Below are 16,156 nucleotides of genomic sequence, written 5' to 3'. Positions count from 1 at the left end.
AAAGGCCCGTGCCGCCGCCGGCGGCGGGCTGGTCGTCCCATGGCAAAGGCAAAGCAAACCGGCCGGGAGCCCGGCCGGATCACGCACGGGTGCACTTCATGATCCATCCCACCGCCATTGTGGACCCGGAAGCCCGACTGGATCCGACCGTGACCGTCGGGCCTTATGCCGTAATCGGGCGGGACGTCGAGCTGGGCCCGCACTGTATCGTCGGGCCGCATGTGGTGTTGTGGGGACGACTCCGCGCTGGCGCGCACAACCGGTTTCACGCCGGGTGCGTCATCGGGGATGCCCCGCAGGATCTGAAGTACAAGGATGCGCCCACGGGTCTGGTGATCGGCGACCACAACGTGTTTCGCGAGCATGTGACGGTGCATCGCAGCAACCGGCCCGAGGAGGACACCCGCATCGGTTCCCACAACTTCCTGATGGCCCATTGTCACGTGGCGCACAACTGTGTGCTGGGCGACCACGTCATTGTGGCCAACGGTGCGTTGCTGGGGGGCCATGTCATCGTGGAAGACCGCGCGTTCATCTCCGGGAACTGTCTGGTGCACCAATTCGTGCGCGTGGGCACGCTGGCCCTGATGCAGGGCGGGTCCGCCATCAGTCTGGACCTGCCTCCCTTCACCGTGGCCTGGGGCGACAATGCGTTATGCGGTCTGAACGTGGTCGGCCTGCGTCGCGCCGGGATCTCCGCCGGGGAACGACTCGAACTGCGCCGGCTGTATCGCCTGCTGTTCCGCCAGGGCCTGCCCCTGCGGGAAGCCGTGCAGCAGGCACGGCAGCGGTTTTCCTCGCCTGCGGCCCAAATCCTCCTGCAATTCGTGGAGAACAGCCGGCGCGGTCTGTGCCGTCATCTCTCGCGTCAGCGGCCCGGCGGTGCGGAGGCGGAGGCCGAAGCGGAGCCCCCGGAGGACTCCGCGGGTTCGAGGGGCTGATCGGGCGATCCGCCCGGGCCGGCCGCCGCCCTTCAGCGACCTGCGGTGGCGGAGCCGGAAATCGGGCGCAATCTCACCAGCAGGTCCTTGGCTTCCACCATGTCCCCGCTGGCCACGAGGATCTCCGCCACCTCCGCGTCCATCGGGGCCTGCACGGTCGTCTGCATCTTCATTGCTTCCAGGGCGAGCAGTTTGTCGCCCTTGCGCACGGTGGCGCCCACGGTGATGGGCAGGGCGGTGATCACACCGGGGATGGGGGCGCCCACCTGCCAGGGATCCTGGGGATCGGCCTTGGGTCGGGACTTGACCTTGGGCTGGACCGACTTGTCCACGACGGTGATCTGCCGGGCCATTCCGTTGAGCTCGAAGGCCACCACGCGTTTCCCCTCGGCATCCGGTGGCCCCACGCTGATCAACCGGATGAACAGGGTCTTGCCCGGTTCCAGATCCACACTGATCTCCTCGCCCGGCTTCAACCCGTAGAAAAAGGCCGGCGTGGGCAGGACCGACAAATCATCGTATGTGGCCAGCATCCTGGCGAACTGGAGGAACACCTCCGGATACATCAGATAGCTGTACACGTCGTCGGTGCTGACGTCGCGCCGGAGCTTGGCCCGGAGCTCCTCCCGCACCGCTTCGAGGTCGATGGGCTGCAGGCGCGCGCCGGGTCGACCGCGATACGGCTTGCGGTCGCCCAACACAATCTTCTGCAACTTGCGGGGCCAACCACCGGGCGGCTGCCCGAGCCCGCCCATCAACATGTCCACGACCGATTCCGGGAACGACAGGCTGCCGGGCTTCAACTTCAACACATCCGCGGGCTTCAGCCCGCGGCTGATGAGGAAAATGGTCATGTCGCCCACCACCTTACTGCTCGGGGTGACCTTGACGATGTCGCCGAACAGTTGATTGACCTCGGCATAGGTGCGCTCGATTTCCGGCCATCGATCCAACAGGCCCATCGCCGCTGCCTGTTCCTTCAGGTTGGTGTACTGACCGCCCGGCATTTCGTGAACATAGACCAACGCGCTGCCCGACCGCGGCGAGGTGTCGAAGGGGGCGTAGAATTCGCGCACGGCTTCCCAGTAATCGGCCAGTTCGTTCAGCGCATCCAGGTCCAGTTCCGTGTCCCGTTCCTGACCTCGCAGGGCCGCGACGATGGAGTTCAAACAGGGCTGGCTGGTCGAGCCCGACAACGGTGCGATGGCCAGATCCACAATGTCCGCTCCGGCCTCCACTGCCGCGAGCACGCTGGCCGAGGCAATGCCACTGGTGTCGTGCGTGTGGAAATGAACCGGCAGACCGATCTCCTCCTTGAGTGCCTTGACCAGCGCCCGGGCCGCGTACGGCTTGCACAATCCGGCCATGTCCTTGATGCCGAGGATGTGCGTGCCCATCCGTTTCAGTTCCCGCGCCAGCTTCAGGTAGTATTGGAGCGAGTACTTCGTCCGGCGCGGATCCAAAATGTCCCCCGTGTAACAGATTGCCCCCTCGCAAAGGGCGTGCGTTTCCTGCACGGCCTCCATGGCCACCTTTAGATTCGGCAGGTAATTGAGCGAGTCGAAGATGCGAAACAGATCGATGCCCTGTGCCGCGGCGTGTTTGACAAATCCGGCCACCACGTTGTCCGGATAATTGGAGTAACCCACGGCATTGGCGCCCCGGAACAGCATTTGGAAGCAAATATTGGGAATTTGCTCCCGCAGTCGCCGCAGACGCACCCAGGGATCCTCGTACAGGAACCGCATGGAGGTGTCGAACTTGGCCCCGCCCCACATCTCCAGGCTGAAGAGGTTCGGCACCCGCCGGGCCAGCACCCCGGCCACGCGCTCCATGTCATACGTGCGCAGCCGGGTGGCCAGCAGGGACTGATGCGCGTCCCGGAACGTGGTGTCCGTGACCAGGGTGCGTTTCTGGGCAAGGATCCATTCCGCAAATTTCCGCGGTCCCCACTCCAGCAAAAGTTGGCGGGTGCCGGGGGGCGGCGGCTGGCGCAGATCGCACTCGGGAACCCGCGGGCGCGGCAGGGACCTGGGTTGATACCCCTTGGCCTGGGGATTGCCGTTGACGATCACTTCGCCCAGAAACGTCAGCAGTTTCGTGGCACGATCCCGCCGCGGGGTGAACCGGAACAATTCGGGGGTGGTGTCGATCATCGTGGTCGTGGCCGCCCCGCGTCGGAACACCTCATGATGGATCACGTTCTCCAGGAACGGAATGTTGGTCTTGACGCCCCGGATCCGGAATTCCCGCAGCGCCCGATCCATGCGCTGGCACGCGATCTCGAAGGTCCTCCCAAACGCCGTGACCTTCACCAGCAACGAATCGTAGAAAGGCGTAATCACCGCCCCGGCAAAGCCCATCCCGCCGTCCAACCGCAAACCGAATCCCCCGGCCGACCGGTAGGTCAGAATCCGGCCATAGTCCGGCGCGAAGTTGTTCTCGGGGTCTTCCGTCGTAATGCGGCACTGGATCGCGTACCCCATGCGGGGAATCTCCTCCTGGGGCGGGACCCCCACCTCCGGGTCCCACAGGGACTTGCCCAGGGCAATGAGGATTTGGGAGCGCACCAGATCGACGTTGGTGATGACCTCGGTGACGGTGTGCTCCACCTGAATGCGGGGGTTCATCTCAATGAAGAACCATTCCCCCCGGTCCATGTCCACCAGGAATTCGATCGTGCCGGCGTTGTCGTAGCGGATTTCGCGAGCGATCCGGACCGCCGCGTCGCAGAGCTCCTTGCGCAGGCTTTCGTCCAGGCCCACGGCCGGGGCCACTTCGATCACCTTCTGGTGCCGCCGTTGGACGGAACAGTCCCGCTCATGCAGATGCACCACGTTGCCGTGCTGATCCCCCAGGATCTGAACCTCGATGTGTTTGGCCCTCGGAATGTAGCGCTCCAGGAAGACGGCGGGGTTGCCAAACGCCTTGTGCGCCTCGGCCTGGGCCTCCTGCAAAAGCGATTCCAGCTCGGAGGCCTTTCGGACCACCCGCATCCCGCGGCCGCCGCCGCCGTAAGCCGCTTTGATCATCAACGGGAATCCGAGCCTGCGGGCCCACTGAAGCGCCGTGCGCCGGTCGCTCACCGGCTCCGGGGTGCCCGGCAGCGTCGGCACTCCCACTCGCTCCGCCAGGGCCCGTGCGGCGGTTTTGTCTCCCATCAATCGCAGCAGTTCCGTCCGCGGGCCCACAAAAATCAGGCCTGCCTCCCGGCAGGCCTGCGCGAAATCCGGGTTCTCCGACAAAAACCCGTACCCCGGATGCACCAGGTGTACGCCTTTCTCCCGGGCCAGATCCACAATGCCCTGGATGTCGAGATAGGCCCCCACCGGCCCCTTGCCGGCGCCGACCATGTACGCCTCGTCGGCCTTGAACCGATGAATGCAAAACCGGTCCTCTTGGGCGTAAATGGCCACGGTCCGGAACCCCAGCTCCGTGGCCGCCCGGAAGATCCGGATGGCGATCTCGCTCCGGTTGGCAGCCAACAGTTTCAGTGGTTGTGCGGGATTTGCGTTAATGCCGCTCATGAGCGTTCGTGGATGCCTTCGACGGGGCTGCATTTTGGAGCTTCCCCCGCATTCAAACAACCCTGAACCGATTCGGCCCGTTCGCCATCGCAGGATCCATTCCCCCAAAGGCACACCCTCTTGCGCCCTCGCGGCGGACGTCTCCCTGCCCACGGCGGTCGGTTCCGCACCGGAGCAGCCTCGTCCCTCTCCCGGTCGAGGTCGTCCACTCCCCGCGCCGCGGGGCTTCGGGAGCCCATTGGCCACTGCGGAGCTCGGAAAGGGCCGCCGAGCGGAACACCCCGCCCCCGCGCCCTGAATCCGGGCGGCAGCCGGGCCCCAGCCCGGTTCAGTGCACCCACAGCAGCAGCAACATTCCCGCGGCCAGCGTCACCAGTGTCACCGGAATGCCGAAGCGCGCATAGTCCCAAAAGCCGACCTCGCAATGACCTCGCGCCGACTCCACCACGATGATATTGGCCACCGACCCCAGGATCGTCAGATTGCCGGCAAACGTCGTGGCCAGCGCCATGACCTTCCACATCAACGCCGGATCGGCAAAATGCTGGATCCACTGCCCCGCCACGAGGACAAAGGGCACATTGGAGAAAATGTTCGATCCCAGCGCGGAAAACCAGGCCAGGTGCCAGGCCTGACTGACCGGATGCTCTCCGAACAGGGGCCGCACCCAACCGTACATTTGGCCGGGCAGTCCGGTCCGGTTAAAGCCCTCCACCACCACAAACAAAGCGGCGAAGAACACCAGCAGGTGCCAATCCACCAGCTTCAGCACCTCGTGCGTGTCGCGCCGGGCCAGCACCATGAGCACCGCCCCGCCGCCCAACGCGGTCCAGGCCAGATCCCACCCTGCGAGAAAGCCGCCGAACACGGCCGCCAACACGGCAAAGGTCAGGGCCACCAGCCGGCGATCCATCGGCGGCACCGGCGTGTCCGGCACTCGAATCACCGCCGACCGCAACTCCCGCCGAAAGCCCCACCACAAGATCCCGAACTCCACCGTCATCCCCACCACCGCCGCCGGCAGCAGCGACCGCGTGAACTCGAGAAACGAAAGGCCCGACAGCGAGCCGATGATCATGTTCTGCGGATTGCCCACCAGGGTGGCCACGCTGCCCAGGTTGGCACTCATCGCCAGCGCCAACAAATACGGCGGCAAGGGAAGTCCCCCGCGCACGATGACGGCGACCACCAGCGGCGTCATCATCAGACACACCGTGTCGTTCACCAGGAGGGCCGAGGCCACCCCCGAAGTCATTACCAACCCCGCCAACAATCGCACCGGCGTGCGTGCCCGACGCAGAATCTGATCCGCCGCCCATTGAAAAAAGCCGGCCATGTGCAGATACGCCGCGATCAACATCATCCCCAGGAGCAGCACCAGCGTGTCATAATCCACCGCGCGGTAGGCTTCCTCCGGGCTGAGCACTCCGGCCGCCACCATCAATACCGTGCCCAGCACGGCCGCCGCCGGTCGGTTCAAGGGCAACACCTTCAGCCGCCGCCCGCTGATGAGGAGATACGTCAGTGTGAAGATGGCGATCGCCAACAGCTCCGTTTGCAGATCCATATCCTCGCTGCCGTGATTGCAGTTACGGCCGCCGCTTTAACTTGCGGTGCTCCCTCCCGCCTCTCGGGCCGACTCGCTTTTCCCGTCAGTCCACCCGGCCTCTCACCGGGCCGCAACCCCCGACCGCGTCGGCCGCCCCACCCGTCGCAGCGCACCGTCGAAATGCGCCTCCGCCCCCGGTCGCAGTTCCACGCGTGCCTGCTGCGCTCCATACATCAAGACACACGAGCGCCCGGGCCGGCTGCGGACCGTCACCGAACTCAGCCGACCTTCCTCCCAGGCCAGGTCCACCTCGAATCCCCCGCGCGCACGCAACCCCCGGACATGGCCGGTGGGCCAGGCCGACGGCAGCGCCGGCAGCAAATGAAGGATGAACCGCCCCTCCTCGTCCCGCAAATGGCTTTGCAGCAACATCTCGGCAATCCCGGCCGTGGCCCCGAAGTTGCCGTCGATTTGGAACGGCGGATGCGCGTCGAACAGGTTGGGATACAACCCGCCATCGGCTCGACTGCCCACCGGAGCCAACAAGTTCCGCAGAATGCGGTATGCCCGGTCCCCGTCCAGAAACCGCGCCCACAAGTTCACCTTCCAACCCATGCTCCAACCGGTGGCCTCGTCCCCCCGGAAGTTCAACGACTGCCGCGCCGCCTGAAACAGATTTGTCGTGCGCCAGGTGATCTCCCATCCCGGATACACCGCCCACAGATGCGAAACGTGCCGGTGTTTGTTGTTGGGATCGTCCTTGTCCTCCAGCCATTCCTGCAACTGGCCCAGGCGACCGATCTGGTTGGGCGCAATCCGGGCCCGCAACCGATCCAACTGCGCGGCCAGGGCCGCGTCCGTCCCCAGAATGCGCGCAGCTTCGCTCACCGCGGCAAACAACGAACGGATGATCTGGTGATCCATCGTCGGGCCCATCACCAGCCCTCCCTGCTCCGGCGAATTGGAGGGCCCGCTGATCAGCCAGCCCGTGCGCGGGTCTTCCACCAGGTAATCCACAAAAAACAACGCCGCCTCACGCATGATGGGATACGCGCGCCGGGCCAGAAACTCCCGTTCCTGGCTGAACAAATAGTGCTCCCACAAATGCAGGCTCAACCAGGCCCCGCCCGTGACCCAGATGCCGTGGTTGCTGTGATTGATGGGCGCCGTCCCCCGCCACAGATCGAAGTTGTGATGCAGCACCCAGCCGCGGGCGTTGTAGTGATTCCGGGCCGTCCGTTGTCCGGACACCACCAGGTCCTCCAACGCATCGAACAGCGGCTCGTGACACTCCGGCAGACTCGTCACCTCTGCCGGCCAATAGTTCATTTCCACGTTGATGTTGCAGGTGTATTTGCTGTCCCAGGGCGGGCGCAGGCTTTCGTTCCAGATTCCTTGAAGATTCGCCGGCTGGGTGCCGGGACGGCTGCTCGCCAGCAAGAGATATCGTCCGTATTGAAACACCAGCGCCGCCAGGCCGGGATCGTCATGGTCCCGTGCCCGCGCCAACCGCTCATCGGTGGGCAGCGCATCGCCCGGGCCGCGTCCCAAATCCAGCGAGACCCGCTGAAACAATGGTCGATGTTCGGCCACGTGGGCGCGGCGCAGCGCCGCGTGATCCCTCCGTTTCAGCCGCTCTAGGACGGTGGTGCAACGCTCGGAGGGATCGGCCGACACGTCCTGGAAGTTGCGGAAACTCGTGGCGGCGGCCAGCAGCAGCGTCGCCGAACGCGCCCCCTCCACCCGCACCCGATCCGCCTCCACCGCCACACGGCCCCCCTCGGCGCGGACTTCCAGGACGGCTTCAAACCGCAACGGATTTCGGATCTCCAGCCGGTTCCGCTCATCGTAATCGCGGACCCGACCGCGCAACACCAATCGGCGGGGCGCCATGGCCGCCACATGGGCATTGGTGTGGGGACAGCGAAAACCGGCCTCGAACCGCAACGCCCCCGGCCGGTCTGCCCGCAGATGCACCACCAATACCTGATCCGGCGCGCTGGCAAACACCTCCCGCTCGAACGTCACGCCCCCCACCCGGTACCGCACCCGCGCCACGGCCTCCTCCAGGTCGAGTTCGCGGCGATAGGACTCCACCGGACCGTGTTCGGGGAAACGCAGCCACAGGTCCGCGAACGGTTGATAGGGCATCTGGCGCAGCGGCACACTCATGAATTCCCGCATCGCCAGCTCCTCGGCCTCCCGCTGGCGTCCTTCGAACAACAACCGTCGCAACGTTTCCAAATGCCGCCAGGCACCCGGACGGGAGTAGTCTCGCGGCTCGCCCAACCACAGCGTGTCCTCGTTGAACTGGATCCGCTCCTCCTCCACTCTCCCGAAGACCATCGCCCCCAGCCGTCCGTTGCCCACCGGCAGAGCTTCGGTCCACACCCGCGCCGGTTGTCGATACCACAACACCCAGCTGCCGGGCGGCGGCTCCTCCGCTCGAGCCGGCCCCCCCACCAGTCCAGCCCAACCCATCCCCAGGCACGCCACGCAAAGGATCCAGGTCCGCATGCCCCGCATCATGAAAAACCCGTGCCATCGCCTTCCAGCAGAATCCTTCAGGACGTTTCCCCTGTTGAAGCAACGACGAACCCCGATCGGATCTGACCAGCCCAGCGGATGAACAGGCGCACGCGAGCCGTGACCGTCGTCAGTCTGCCTCCCGCGATTCCCGGTGCCCGGGACTTTGCCAATGGCTGCCCCGCATCGAGCGCAGTTCCCAACCGCTCTTGGCCACCCGGATCTGCACCGCCCCCTCGCGGCTCGAATACCATACCGGCACCGGGGCTTGGGCCAACACCGTGCGCACCGGGTCCGACTCACGCAGGGGTGACCCGGGGCGACCATCCAGGACCACCACGAACTCCGGTTTCACTCGAGACAACAGCGCCGGCAACCGCCCGGGGTCGCTCGCGCCCCCCAGGATCAGCAATTCCGCACGCAGATCGTCATGCCGTGTCAGCAGGCGTTCCTGACCCTCTCGACCCAGGGCGCCAAGCCACAGAACCCGCACCTCGTGCCACCGGCCCAACAAAACAAGCGCCCCGTCCGCCGCACGCGTGAATCGATCTTTCTCGTCCGGATGCAGGACCCGCCACGGCCCCATCGCCTGGCCCTGCGTCACGGACCGCACTCTCCCCGGTGTCTCTTCCAACCGACGAACGACCTCGCGATACACTTTGGAGCGCGCGTCCGTGGCCGGGATCCAGACCGTGTTTACCCCGGGCCGCTCCCCCAATCGTGCCGCCCCGCCCACAGAATCCGCCGAGCCATGCGCCAACACCAGCGCCGGCACCCGGTTCATTCCTTGCGCCCTCAGAAACGGTTCCACCAGAAAGTCAACGTCCTCGTCCCGTCCACAGTTGATCAGCCAGGTTCCTTCGCGGCCCGGACCTTCCACCCACAACACCGCGGCCCGGCTCGTGGGCAGTGCGGTCAAACGCACCTCCCGGGATTCTTCCCACCTCTGCCAGCCCAACCAACCCAGCCACATCGCTGCGACGACTGCCCAGCCGACACGACCACGGGCGCTTTTCCACCCGCCGGTCAGCGCCCAGACGCACAAGGCGTAGTAGCCGGCCACCTCCAGAGCGACCGGCCGTTTTACGAACCAGCTACCCCCGGGCACGGCCGCAGCCCACTCGCTGGCCCGCAACATCAACTGCATCCACAGCCACGCACTGTGATTGAACAACTCCGCCAAAGGCGCGGCCCACCCTCCGCACACCCAACTGCCCACGCAGCTCGCCAGCGCGAGACTCGAACATGGGACCACGACCAGGTTCGCCATCAAAGTAATCGGCGTCACGATGTGAAAGTGCCAGGCGATCAAGGGCAGCGACCCCACCCAGGCGGCCCACGAGGTGCCCCCGGCCAATGCGACGGCCCGGAAAGCCGGCGCCAACTTCTGACGCAACCCACGGCGAGCCTCCGCGGGGACATACGGATCCGCCTGCAACCATCGCTGGATCCAGAGGTCCACTTTCGGCAGCCAGAGCGCCAGGCTGGCGACAACGGCAAAGGACAGTTGAAATCCCGCGTGAAACAACTGTTCCGGCTGCCACAGCAGAATCAGCGCCGCCGCCAGCGCCAGTGCGTTGAGCAAATCTCCCGGACGTCCCAGGGCCCAGCCGGTCACCATCACCGTGGTCATGATCGTCGCCCGCACCGCGGAGGGTTGCCATCCGGTGGCAGCGGTATAAAACCAGATCATCGGAACCACGAGCCAGGCACAGAGCGGACGCGCGATTCCCAGGACCCGCAACCCGGTCACGAGCATCCCGCTGAGGAGGGCAATGTGCAGCCCGCTGATGGCGAAGACGTGCATCGTGCCCGAGCGCAAAAACGGCTCGGAGACTTCGTCCGTCAGCGCCGTCCTCCAGCCCAGCGTCATGGCCCGCAACAGTCGTATGGCCACATCGTCCGGCTGGCCCCGCTGCAGCTGGCGCGTCGCCCACGCCACAAACCGGTCTGTCCACGGCTCCGGAACTTTCTCCCCCCAGCACCGCCAATCCGATTCCGAGGTCACCATGAGGCGGTAATACACCCCGCGCCGCTCCAAATACGCCCGGTAATCCAGCAGACCCGGCGCCGCCGCTTCCGGCGGAAACTCCAACACGCCCTGCACCTCCACCCCCTGGCCCCCGTGAAAGCCCTGCCCCAATGCGGCTGGCGTCAGTGCCAAAACCCGGCCCTTGGCCGGCTGCCATTCCCCGCCCAACCGTACCGCTTCCACGTCCACAAAGGCCGCGGTCCGGTACGCTTCCTGTCCCTCGGCGATGCGCAATCGCAGCGTCGGTGTCTCCGCCAGGTGACCGCGCAATGTGGTCAGAACCGGGACTCGTTCTCCGACGACCGCGCGCAGATCGTGAGGCGCAAGAGGCACCGTCCGCTGCGTCAGGTTCAACGCGCCGAGCACCCCCACGAACAAGGGCAGCAACCACGCCCGTCCTTCGCGCCAAAGCCAGCACACCCCCCAAAGCCCCAGCGCCGCCACCCAAAGCCAGGTCAGCGAGGGCTCGACACGGTCCGCGAGCCAAACCCCCGTTGCGTAAGCAAGCGCCAGCCCTACTGCCGGGCGTCGCATTGCCGGAACCAACCACTCAATCCGGGGTCACCGAGCCGGACAGCGCCTGCTTTTCCGCAGGAGCACCGGCCCGCCCTGCGCGCCGGTGCCAGACCGAGTACACCCACCGGGCCCCCAACAACCCGCAAAACGCACCCACGGTGTCCACCAGCACATCCCACGGACTGCCCTCTCGGTTGGGCACGAACGTTTGGTGATACTCGTCCGAGACGGCGTACGCCACGACCACCGCCAGGGCCCACGCCGCCGCTCGCCAGCTCCAGGGCCGTGCATCTCCGCGCTGTGGCCGCCACAAGGCCCGCCAGACCAGCACCGCCAGCACCGAGTACTCCACGAAATGCGCCACCTTCCGCACCACCAGCACCGCCAAATCGACCCGGGGCTCCGACCAGTGCGGGAACAGCCAGCGCACCACCGGCGCGATGATTCGCGAGGTGCGATGCGACGACGCCTGGTCGCTGGACGCCGTGAAGATCAACGCCATCCAGATCCCCACCGGCAACCAGTACCACAACCACGTCCGCACCCGTTTCACGGCCGCACAGAGAACCAGCAGACACCCGCTCGAGCAAGCCGCTACCAACGTCCGGATCCGCCCCACCTTGCGCGCATTACCGCGGCAGGGAGCATCGAGGTCGGCCAAAAGGGCATCTCGGCAAAGTGTCGGAACCGTCTGTCGCCCACGGAACCCATGCAAATGCCTTCGAAGAATCGAGGGTCGCTTTCGAAACACTCCGCTTTCTCAACAGCCTGTCGGAGGAGCCGCGTCAGGGCAAAACGCCCGGCCGCGCGCACGGCAGACCGTTCGCTGCGAGCAGCTCCGCTGACATCGGTAGCAGGAGTTCTGCCTCGGAAGTCCGCGCAAACTTGCAGGCCGCTCCCCGCCATGGAGCGTCTGCTCTCCGGGGAACCTTCGATTCGCAAAGCCGACTGACTCGGCACCGAAGAGCCTTGCCGGCAGAACAGGGGCAACCGGCCACAAGGCGGGCCGAACGTGCGACCGCGCCAAGCGCCGCGCCCACGCTTGGAGGCCGTGCATCCGCACCCGCGCGCGCGGCAGGGAATCCTTCGGCAGCTCGGGGTGTCAGCCGGGCGCGCAGGCAATGGGTCCGTAATGAGCCTGCCGCAGCAAGCGCTCGGCCGGCGGTTCAAGGGCACCGATGCGGAAGCGGCCCGGGGCGTTTTGCCCCGGGATCGTTGCACAGCCGCACATTCGAGGACGGTCCCGAGTCTCGCGCCAGACTCGACTTCGGCTCCCGTGCTTAAGGTGGGTTGGACCCGGGTGACAAAGACGTTCCGGCGCCGCCGCCCGGGCGCAAAACAAAGGTCCCTGCACGGTCTTTGCGACCGCGCAGGGACCCATCGGGAGTGGGAGTGCGCCACGCTCTCTTTCCCGTGCCGGCATTAGGCGCCGCGTTGGGCTGCCGGCTTCCCGACGCTATTCTCCGCGGCAGGGCGGAGTTGTCGGCCTCATAGCAGGGCCGTCCCGGGCCTTGCGGCCCCGGGATTGTTGAGTGAGGCTTTTCAGCTCGCTTCAGCGAGTGGTTGCGCCACCCGCTTGCGAACCAGGCCAAGACACGCTTGCGAGGCATCGCGTCTTGACCACTTGGCGCCGGGGCGGCCACCGCGGTTGGCGGTGCGTTGACCCGGTGCCACGGGTCTCGCCTCTTACCTCTCAGGTTGCCTTTCCCTCGCAAGGCAGCGGTGCCCTTTTCGACATCGCCACCCTTTCGGAAGGTTTTCACGGGAACTGCCCGGTCCCGTGGCCTCCCCGATGCGGACGCCCTTTTTGTCTCCCTTTCGGGAGTTTTGTTCGGGCGGCCTTGCGTCACCGTGGCCGCCAGGTTCGCCCGCACCGTGCTGGTACGCAGTAGCAACCGTGAACCCTCGGGGTAACTGCGATTCGTCCGAGGCCGAAGCCCACCCGGACTACTTGACTCGGCTCGGAGCGGCTTCCGGGACACTCCTAACCGCCAAGCTCCTAGTTCGCAGTACCGGCGCGTGCGACCGCGCCAGAGGAGCCGGTGAATCCTGCCTCCACGCCAGTGCGGTTTCTCGCACCCGTAAGAGGGGTCGCTCCCACCAGCCGGGAACGACCTTTCCCCGGTCACCCGGGATTATCCTCGAGACGAACCCCGCGGCGTTGCCGCCGCAGCCGGTCGCCTCTGTTCTTTCAATGAACCACGGCTACTCTACCACGGTTCACGGGATCTCCAAGGGAATCTTATGCACCGACTTATTCACCGCTGCATCGCTGGTCGAAGAGCCGGGGAGGCGCTCAACGGGCCTTCTGGCCGTGCGTTTGCGCGCACGCGAAGAAGTTATTCACCGAACCGGCCGGGCGGGCCTTCGGCCACAGTGAACAACTTTTTCCTGCGTCTTCCCGGCGTCGATCCCGCAAGTCCCGTCGGGGACTGGCGTTTCGGTCGAGCGGTTCGCGCGACCGGCTTTCCGCGGCACGTCCTCATCGGTTTCGCGTGCATTTTCCTCGGACTCGGCTCATTTTCGGGCCATGCGAGTGATCGGCTTCCTGATCCTGGTCGTGCTGGACCTCGGGCTCCTTGTGCCCCGGGATTCCATGGCGCAGGATCCAAAGGGGCCCGCCCCGGAGGATCCCGTTTACCTGTTCAGTACCTTCCGCGAACCGGAACAGGACGGGCTGCGCTTTGCCTACAGCACGGATGCCCATCACTGGTCCAACCTGCCGGGCCTGTTTCTCGAGCCCCGCGTGGGCGGGGGCATCCTGCGCGATCCCAGCGTGTGCCGCGGTCCCGACGGTCGATGGCATGTGGTCTGGACCAGTGCCTGGCGGGGCGACCGTGGGTTTGGCTATGCACAGTCTCGAGACCTTGTCCACTGGTCGGATCCCCGGTTCATCCCGGTGATGGAACACGAGCCGGACACGGTGAACGTTTGGGCGCCCGAGCTGTTCTACGATGCTCCGCGGAACCGTTTCATCATTGTCTGGGCTTCGACGATCCCGGGTCGATTCCCCGACCATCTGGAACCGCGAACCAACAATCATCGGCTGTACTACACCACCACAAAGGACTTTCAGGAGTTCACGCCCACACAGCTTTTCTGGGACCCTGGTTACAGCGTCATCGATGCGCAGATCGTCTTCGTGGATCCCGGATATGTGTTGGTGCACAAGGACAACACCCGGCCCGAACGCCGCCTGCGGGTTGCGTTCGGTCAGTCTCCGCTCGGCCCCTGGCGTGACATTTCCCCTCCCCTGACCGCTCCCTTTACCGAGGGACCCTCGGTCCTCAAAGTGGGCGCGGAATGGATCGTTTATTACGAGGCGTATCGGGATCGGCAGTATCGTGCCCTCAAAACGCGCGACTTTCGTTCGTTCCGCGATGCGACTTCCGAAATGACCTTTCCTCCCGGGCTCAAGCATGGCACGGCCTTTGTGGCGACGCGACGGGATCTGGAGCGTTTGCTCCAGGCCGGGGCACGGAAGGGTGAGCCGACGCCGACCCGGCGGTGAAGCCATGGGGGAGCCGCGGCGCTTGCGTGTCGGACTCGTCACCCTCCACACTGTCGCCCGTGACCGAACCGGTTGGTCCTGTAAAAACCGCCTCTCCACGATCGGGCGTCCTGCGACCGGCCTCTGCACGCGCCGCGCGCCGAGCCTGCTCGTTGTGGACCGCCCTGAAGGTGCTCGTGATCGGAGGGTGTCTTCAACCGGCGGCAGCCGCACCGGCGCACTGGGACGTTCGCGAGTTCGGTGCGCGCGGCGACGGCGTGACGTTGGACACCGCGGCCATTCAGAACGCCATCGACGCCTGTGCGGAGGCGGGCGGCGGCGTGGTGCGCCTGCCGCCCGGACGGTATCTGAGCGGCACGATTCGCCTGCGCAGTCATGTCACGTTGGAACTGACCGCAGGTGCCCGCCTGGTCGGGACCACCAACCTCCACGCGTACGCCCATCCGAGTCCACCCTCCGACGCTCCCGAAGCCCGGTGGGGCAAATGGCACCGTGGTCTGATCATCGGGGAGAACATTCAAAACGTCACGCTGCGCGGCCCCGGGGTGGTGGACGGCAACCGCGTGTTCGATCCGACCGGGGAGGAAAAGATGCGGGGGCCGCACGCCATCGTGCTCATGCACGCCCAGGATGTCACACTGGAGGATCTCACGATCGAAGACGCGGCCAACTACGGCATGTTCTTCATGGTCAGCGACAACGTCACTCTGCGTCGGGTCCGTTTTGTGGGAGGCTGGGACGGGGTGCACTGGCGCGGCACGCCGGACCGTTGGTGCACAAATGTGAACCTCTTGAACTGCGAGTTTTACACGGGGGACGATGCCATCGCAGGCCGCTACTGGGCCGGAACCCGAATCATGCATTGCGTGATCAATTCTTCCTGCAACGGCCTGCGGTTGATCGGGCCGGCGTACGATCTGACCGTGGCCGGCTGTTCGTTTTTCGGCCCCGGCCGACGACCGCATCTGACCTCCCGAGAGCAGCGTCGCACCAACATGCTCAGCGGGATCCTTCTGCAACCCGGGGCGTGGGATGCCACCCGCGGCCGGCTCGACGCCGTCTGGCTGGTGGACAATACGATGCAACAAGTGGCCTCGCCGGTGACGTTGTGGACGAGACCGGGCAATTCCGTCGGCCGCGTGGTGGTGCAGGGTCTCGAAGCGATCGGCGTATATCGCGCGGCGTTTTCCGCGGAACGCTGGGGGCCCGAAGCCATCGAGTCCGTGGTGTTCCGCGGGGTGCGCGCGGAGTTCACGGGGGGCGCTTCTGCGGACGCGGCGCGGCGTCCGGTGTCCTCGCCGGGCGTGGATGCGCGTCCCCTGCCGGCCTGGGGCTTCTACGCCCGCGGCGTTCAACGTGTGGAACTGGATGACGTCCAGCTGAGGGCCCTTGTTCCGGATTCCCGGCCCGTTTTGCAGGCCGATCAAGTGGAGGAGCTGATTCTGGGCCGCTTCGACTTTTCCGATCCACCGGCAGGGGTGGAGCCGCTGGTGCTCAACGAGGTCAAACGCGTCCTCCGGCGCCGCATGCCGGCGGCCGGCGGGTCCGAGTGAC

At 65.8% G+C, this 16,156-nt stretch carries 8 protein-coding genes; 3 read left to right on the top strand and 5 right to left on the bottom strand.

Annotation, left to right across the window (positions count from 1 at the left end; translation table 11 throughout):
• Positions 1-98 precede the first annotated feature (98 nt).
• Positions 99-941 (top strand): acyl-ACP--UDP-N-acetylglucosamine O-acyltransferase, encoded by an 843-nt coding sequence (gene lpxA, locus ACPDIT_RS04025; protein ID WP_423441774.1) that lies wholly within the window; start codon positions 99-101, stop codon positions 939-941.
• A gap of 32 nt (positions 942-973) precedes the next feature.
• On the opposite strand, the gene ACPDIT_RS04020 is transcribed toward lpxA, so the two are convergent.
• From ACPDIT_RS04020 to ACPDIT_RS04000, 5 genes are all read right to left on the bottom strand, one after another.
• Positions 974-4,468 (bottom strand): pyruvate carboxylase, encoded by a 3,495-nt coding sequence (locus ACPDIT_RS04020; protein WP_423441772.1) that lies wholly within the window; start codon positions 4,466-4,468, stop codon positions 974-976.
• A gap of 328 nt (positions 4,469-4,796) precedes the next feature.
• Positions 4,797-6,035: an SLC13 family permease gene (locus ACPDIT_RS04015; protein WP_423441770.1), complete on the bottom strand. Its 1,239-nt coding sequence runs from the start codon at positions 6,033-6,035 to the stop codon at positions 4,797-4,799.
• A gap of 102 nt (positions 6,036-6,137) precedes the next feature.
• A complete protein-coding gene (locus ACPDIT_RS04010) occupies positions 6,138-8,534 on the bottom strand; it encodes a glycoside hydrolase family 95 protein (protein WP_423441768.1) in 2,397 nt (798 codons plus the stop codon).
• A gap of 139 nt (positions 8,535-8,673) precedes the next feature.
• Positions 8,674-11,109: a ComEC/Rec2 family competence protein gene (locus ACPDIT_RS04005; protein WP_423441766.1), complete on the bottom strand. Its 2,436-nt coding sequence runs from the start codon at positions 11,107-11,109 to the stop codon at positions 8,674-8,676.
• 16 nt (positions 11,110-11,125) lie between these two features.
• Positions 11,126-11,644, bottom strand: a complete 519-nt coding sequence (locus ACPDIT_RS04000) for a VanZ family protein (RefSeq protein WP_423441764.1) — start codon at positions 11,642-11,644, stop codon at positions 11,126-11,128.
• Positions 11,645-13,621: 1,977 nt separating this feature from the next.
• Between ACPDIT_RS04000 and ACPDIT_RS03995 the strand changes: the two genes are divergently transcribed.
• Together ACPDIT_RS03995 and ACPDIT_RS03990 are read left to right on the top strand one after the other, a co-directional pair.
• The gene (locus ACPDIT_RS03995) at positions 13,622-14,602 is read left to right on the top strand and encodes a glycoside hydrolase family 43 protein (RefSeq protein WP_423441762.1); all 981 of its coding nucleotides are present in this window, start codon (positions 13,622-13,624) and stop codon (positions 14,600-14,602) included.
• A 152-nt stretch (positions 14,603-14,754) separates the two neighbouring features.
• A complete protein-coding gene (locus tag ACPDIT_RS03990) occupies positions 14,755-16,155 on the top strand; it encodes a glycoside hydrolase family 28 protein (RefSeq protein ID WP_423441760.1) in 1,401 nt (466 codons plus the stop codon).
• Position 16,156 lies beyond the last annotated feature (1 nt).

It is taken from the genome of Limisphaera sp. VF-2 (assembly GCF_049537125.1).
Classification (GTDB): domain Bacteria; phylum Verrucomicrobiota; class Verrucomicrobiia; order Limisphaerales; family Limisphaeraceae; genus Limisphaera.
Note: the sequence above shows the minus strand (reverse complement) of the source record. Positions and strands in the feature narration are given on the sequence as shown.

What these genes read in the sequence shown, in the direction of transcription:
- ACPDIT_RS04015 (WP_423441770.1), bottom strand. Translation starts at nt 6,035, where the DNA reads ATGGATCTGCAAACGGAGCTGTTGGCGATCGCCATCTTCACACTGACG.
- ACPDIT_RS04005 (WP_423441766.1), bottom strand. Translation starts at nt 11,109, where the DNA reads ATGCGACGCCCGGCAGTAGGGCTGGCGCTTGCTTACGCAACGGGGGTT.
- ACPDIT_RS04010 (WP_423441768.1), bottom strand. Translation starts at nt 8,534, where the DNA reads ATGCGGACCTGGATCCTTTGCGTGGCGTGCCTGGGGATGGGTTGGGCT.
- lpxA (WP_423441774.1), top strand. Translation starts at nt 99, where the DNA reads ATGATCCATCCCACCGCCATTGTGGACCCGGAAGCCCGACTGGATCCG.
- ACPDIT_RS03995 (WP_423441762.1), top strand. Translation starts at nt 13,622, where the DNA reads ATGCGAGTGATCGGCTTCCTGATCCTGGTCGTGCTGGACCTCGGGCTC.
- ACPDIT_RS04020 (WP_423441772.1), bottom strand. Translation starts at nt 4,468, where the DNA reads ATGAGCGGCATTAACGCAAATCCCGCACAACCACTGAAACTGTTGGCT.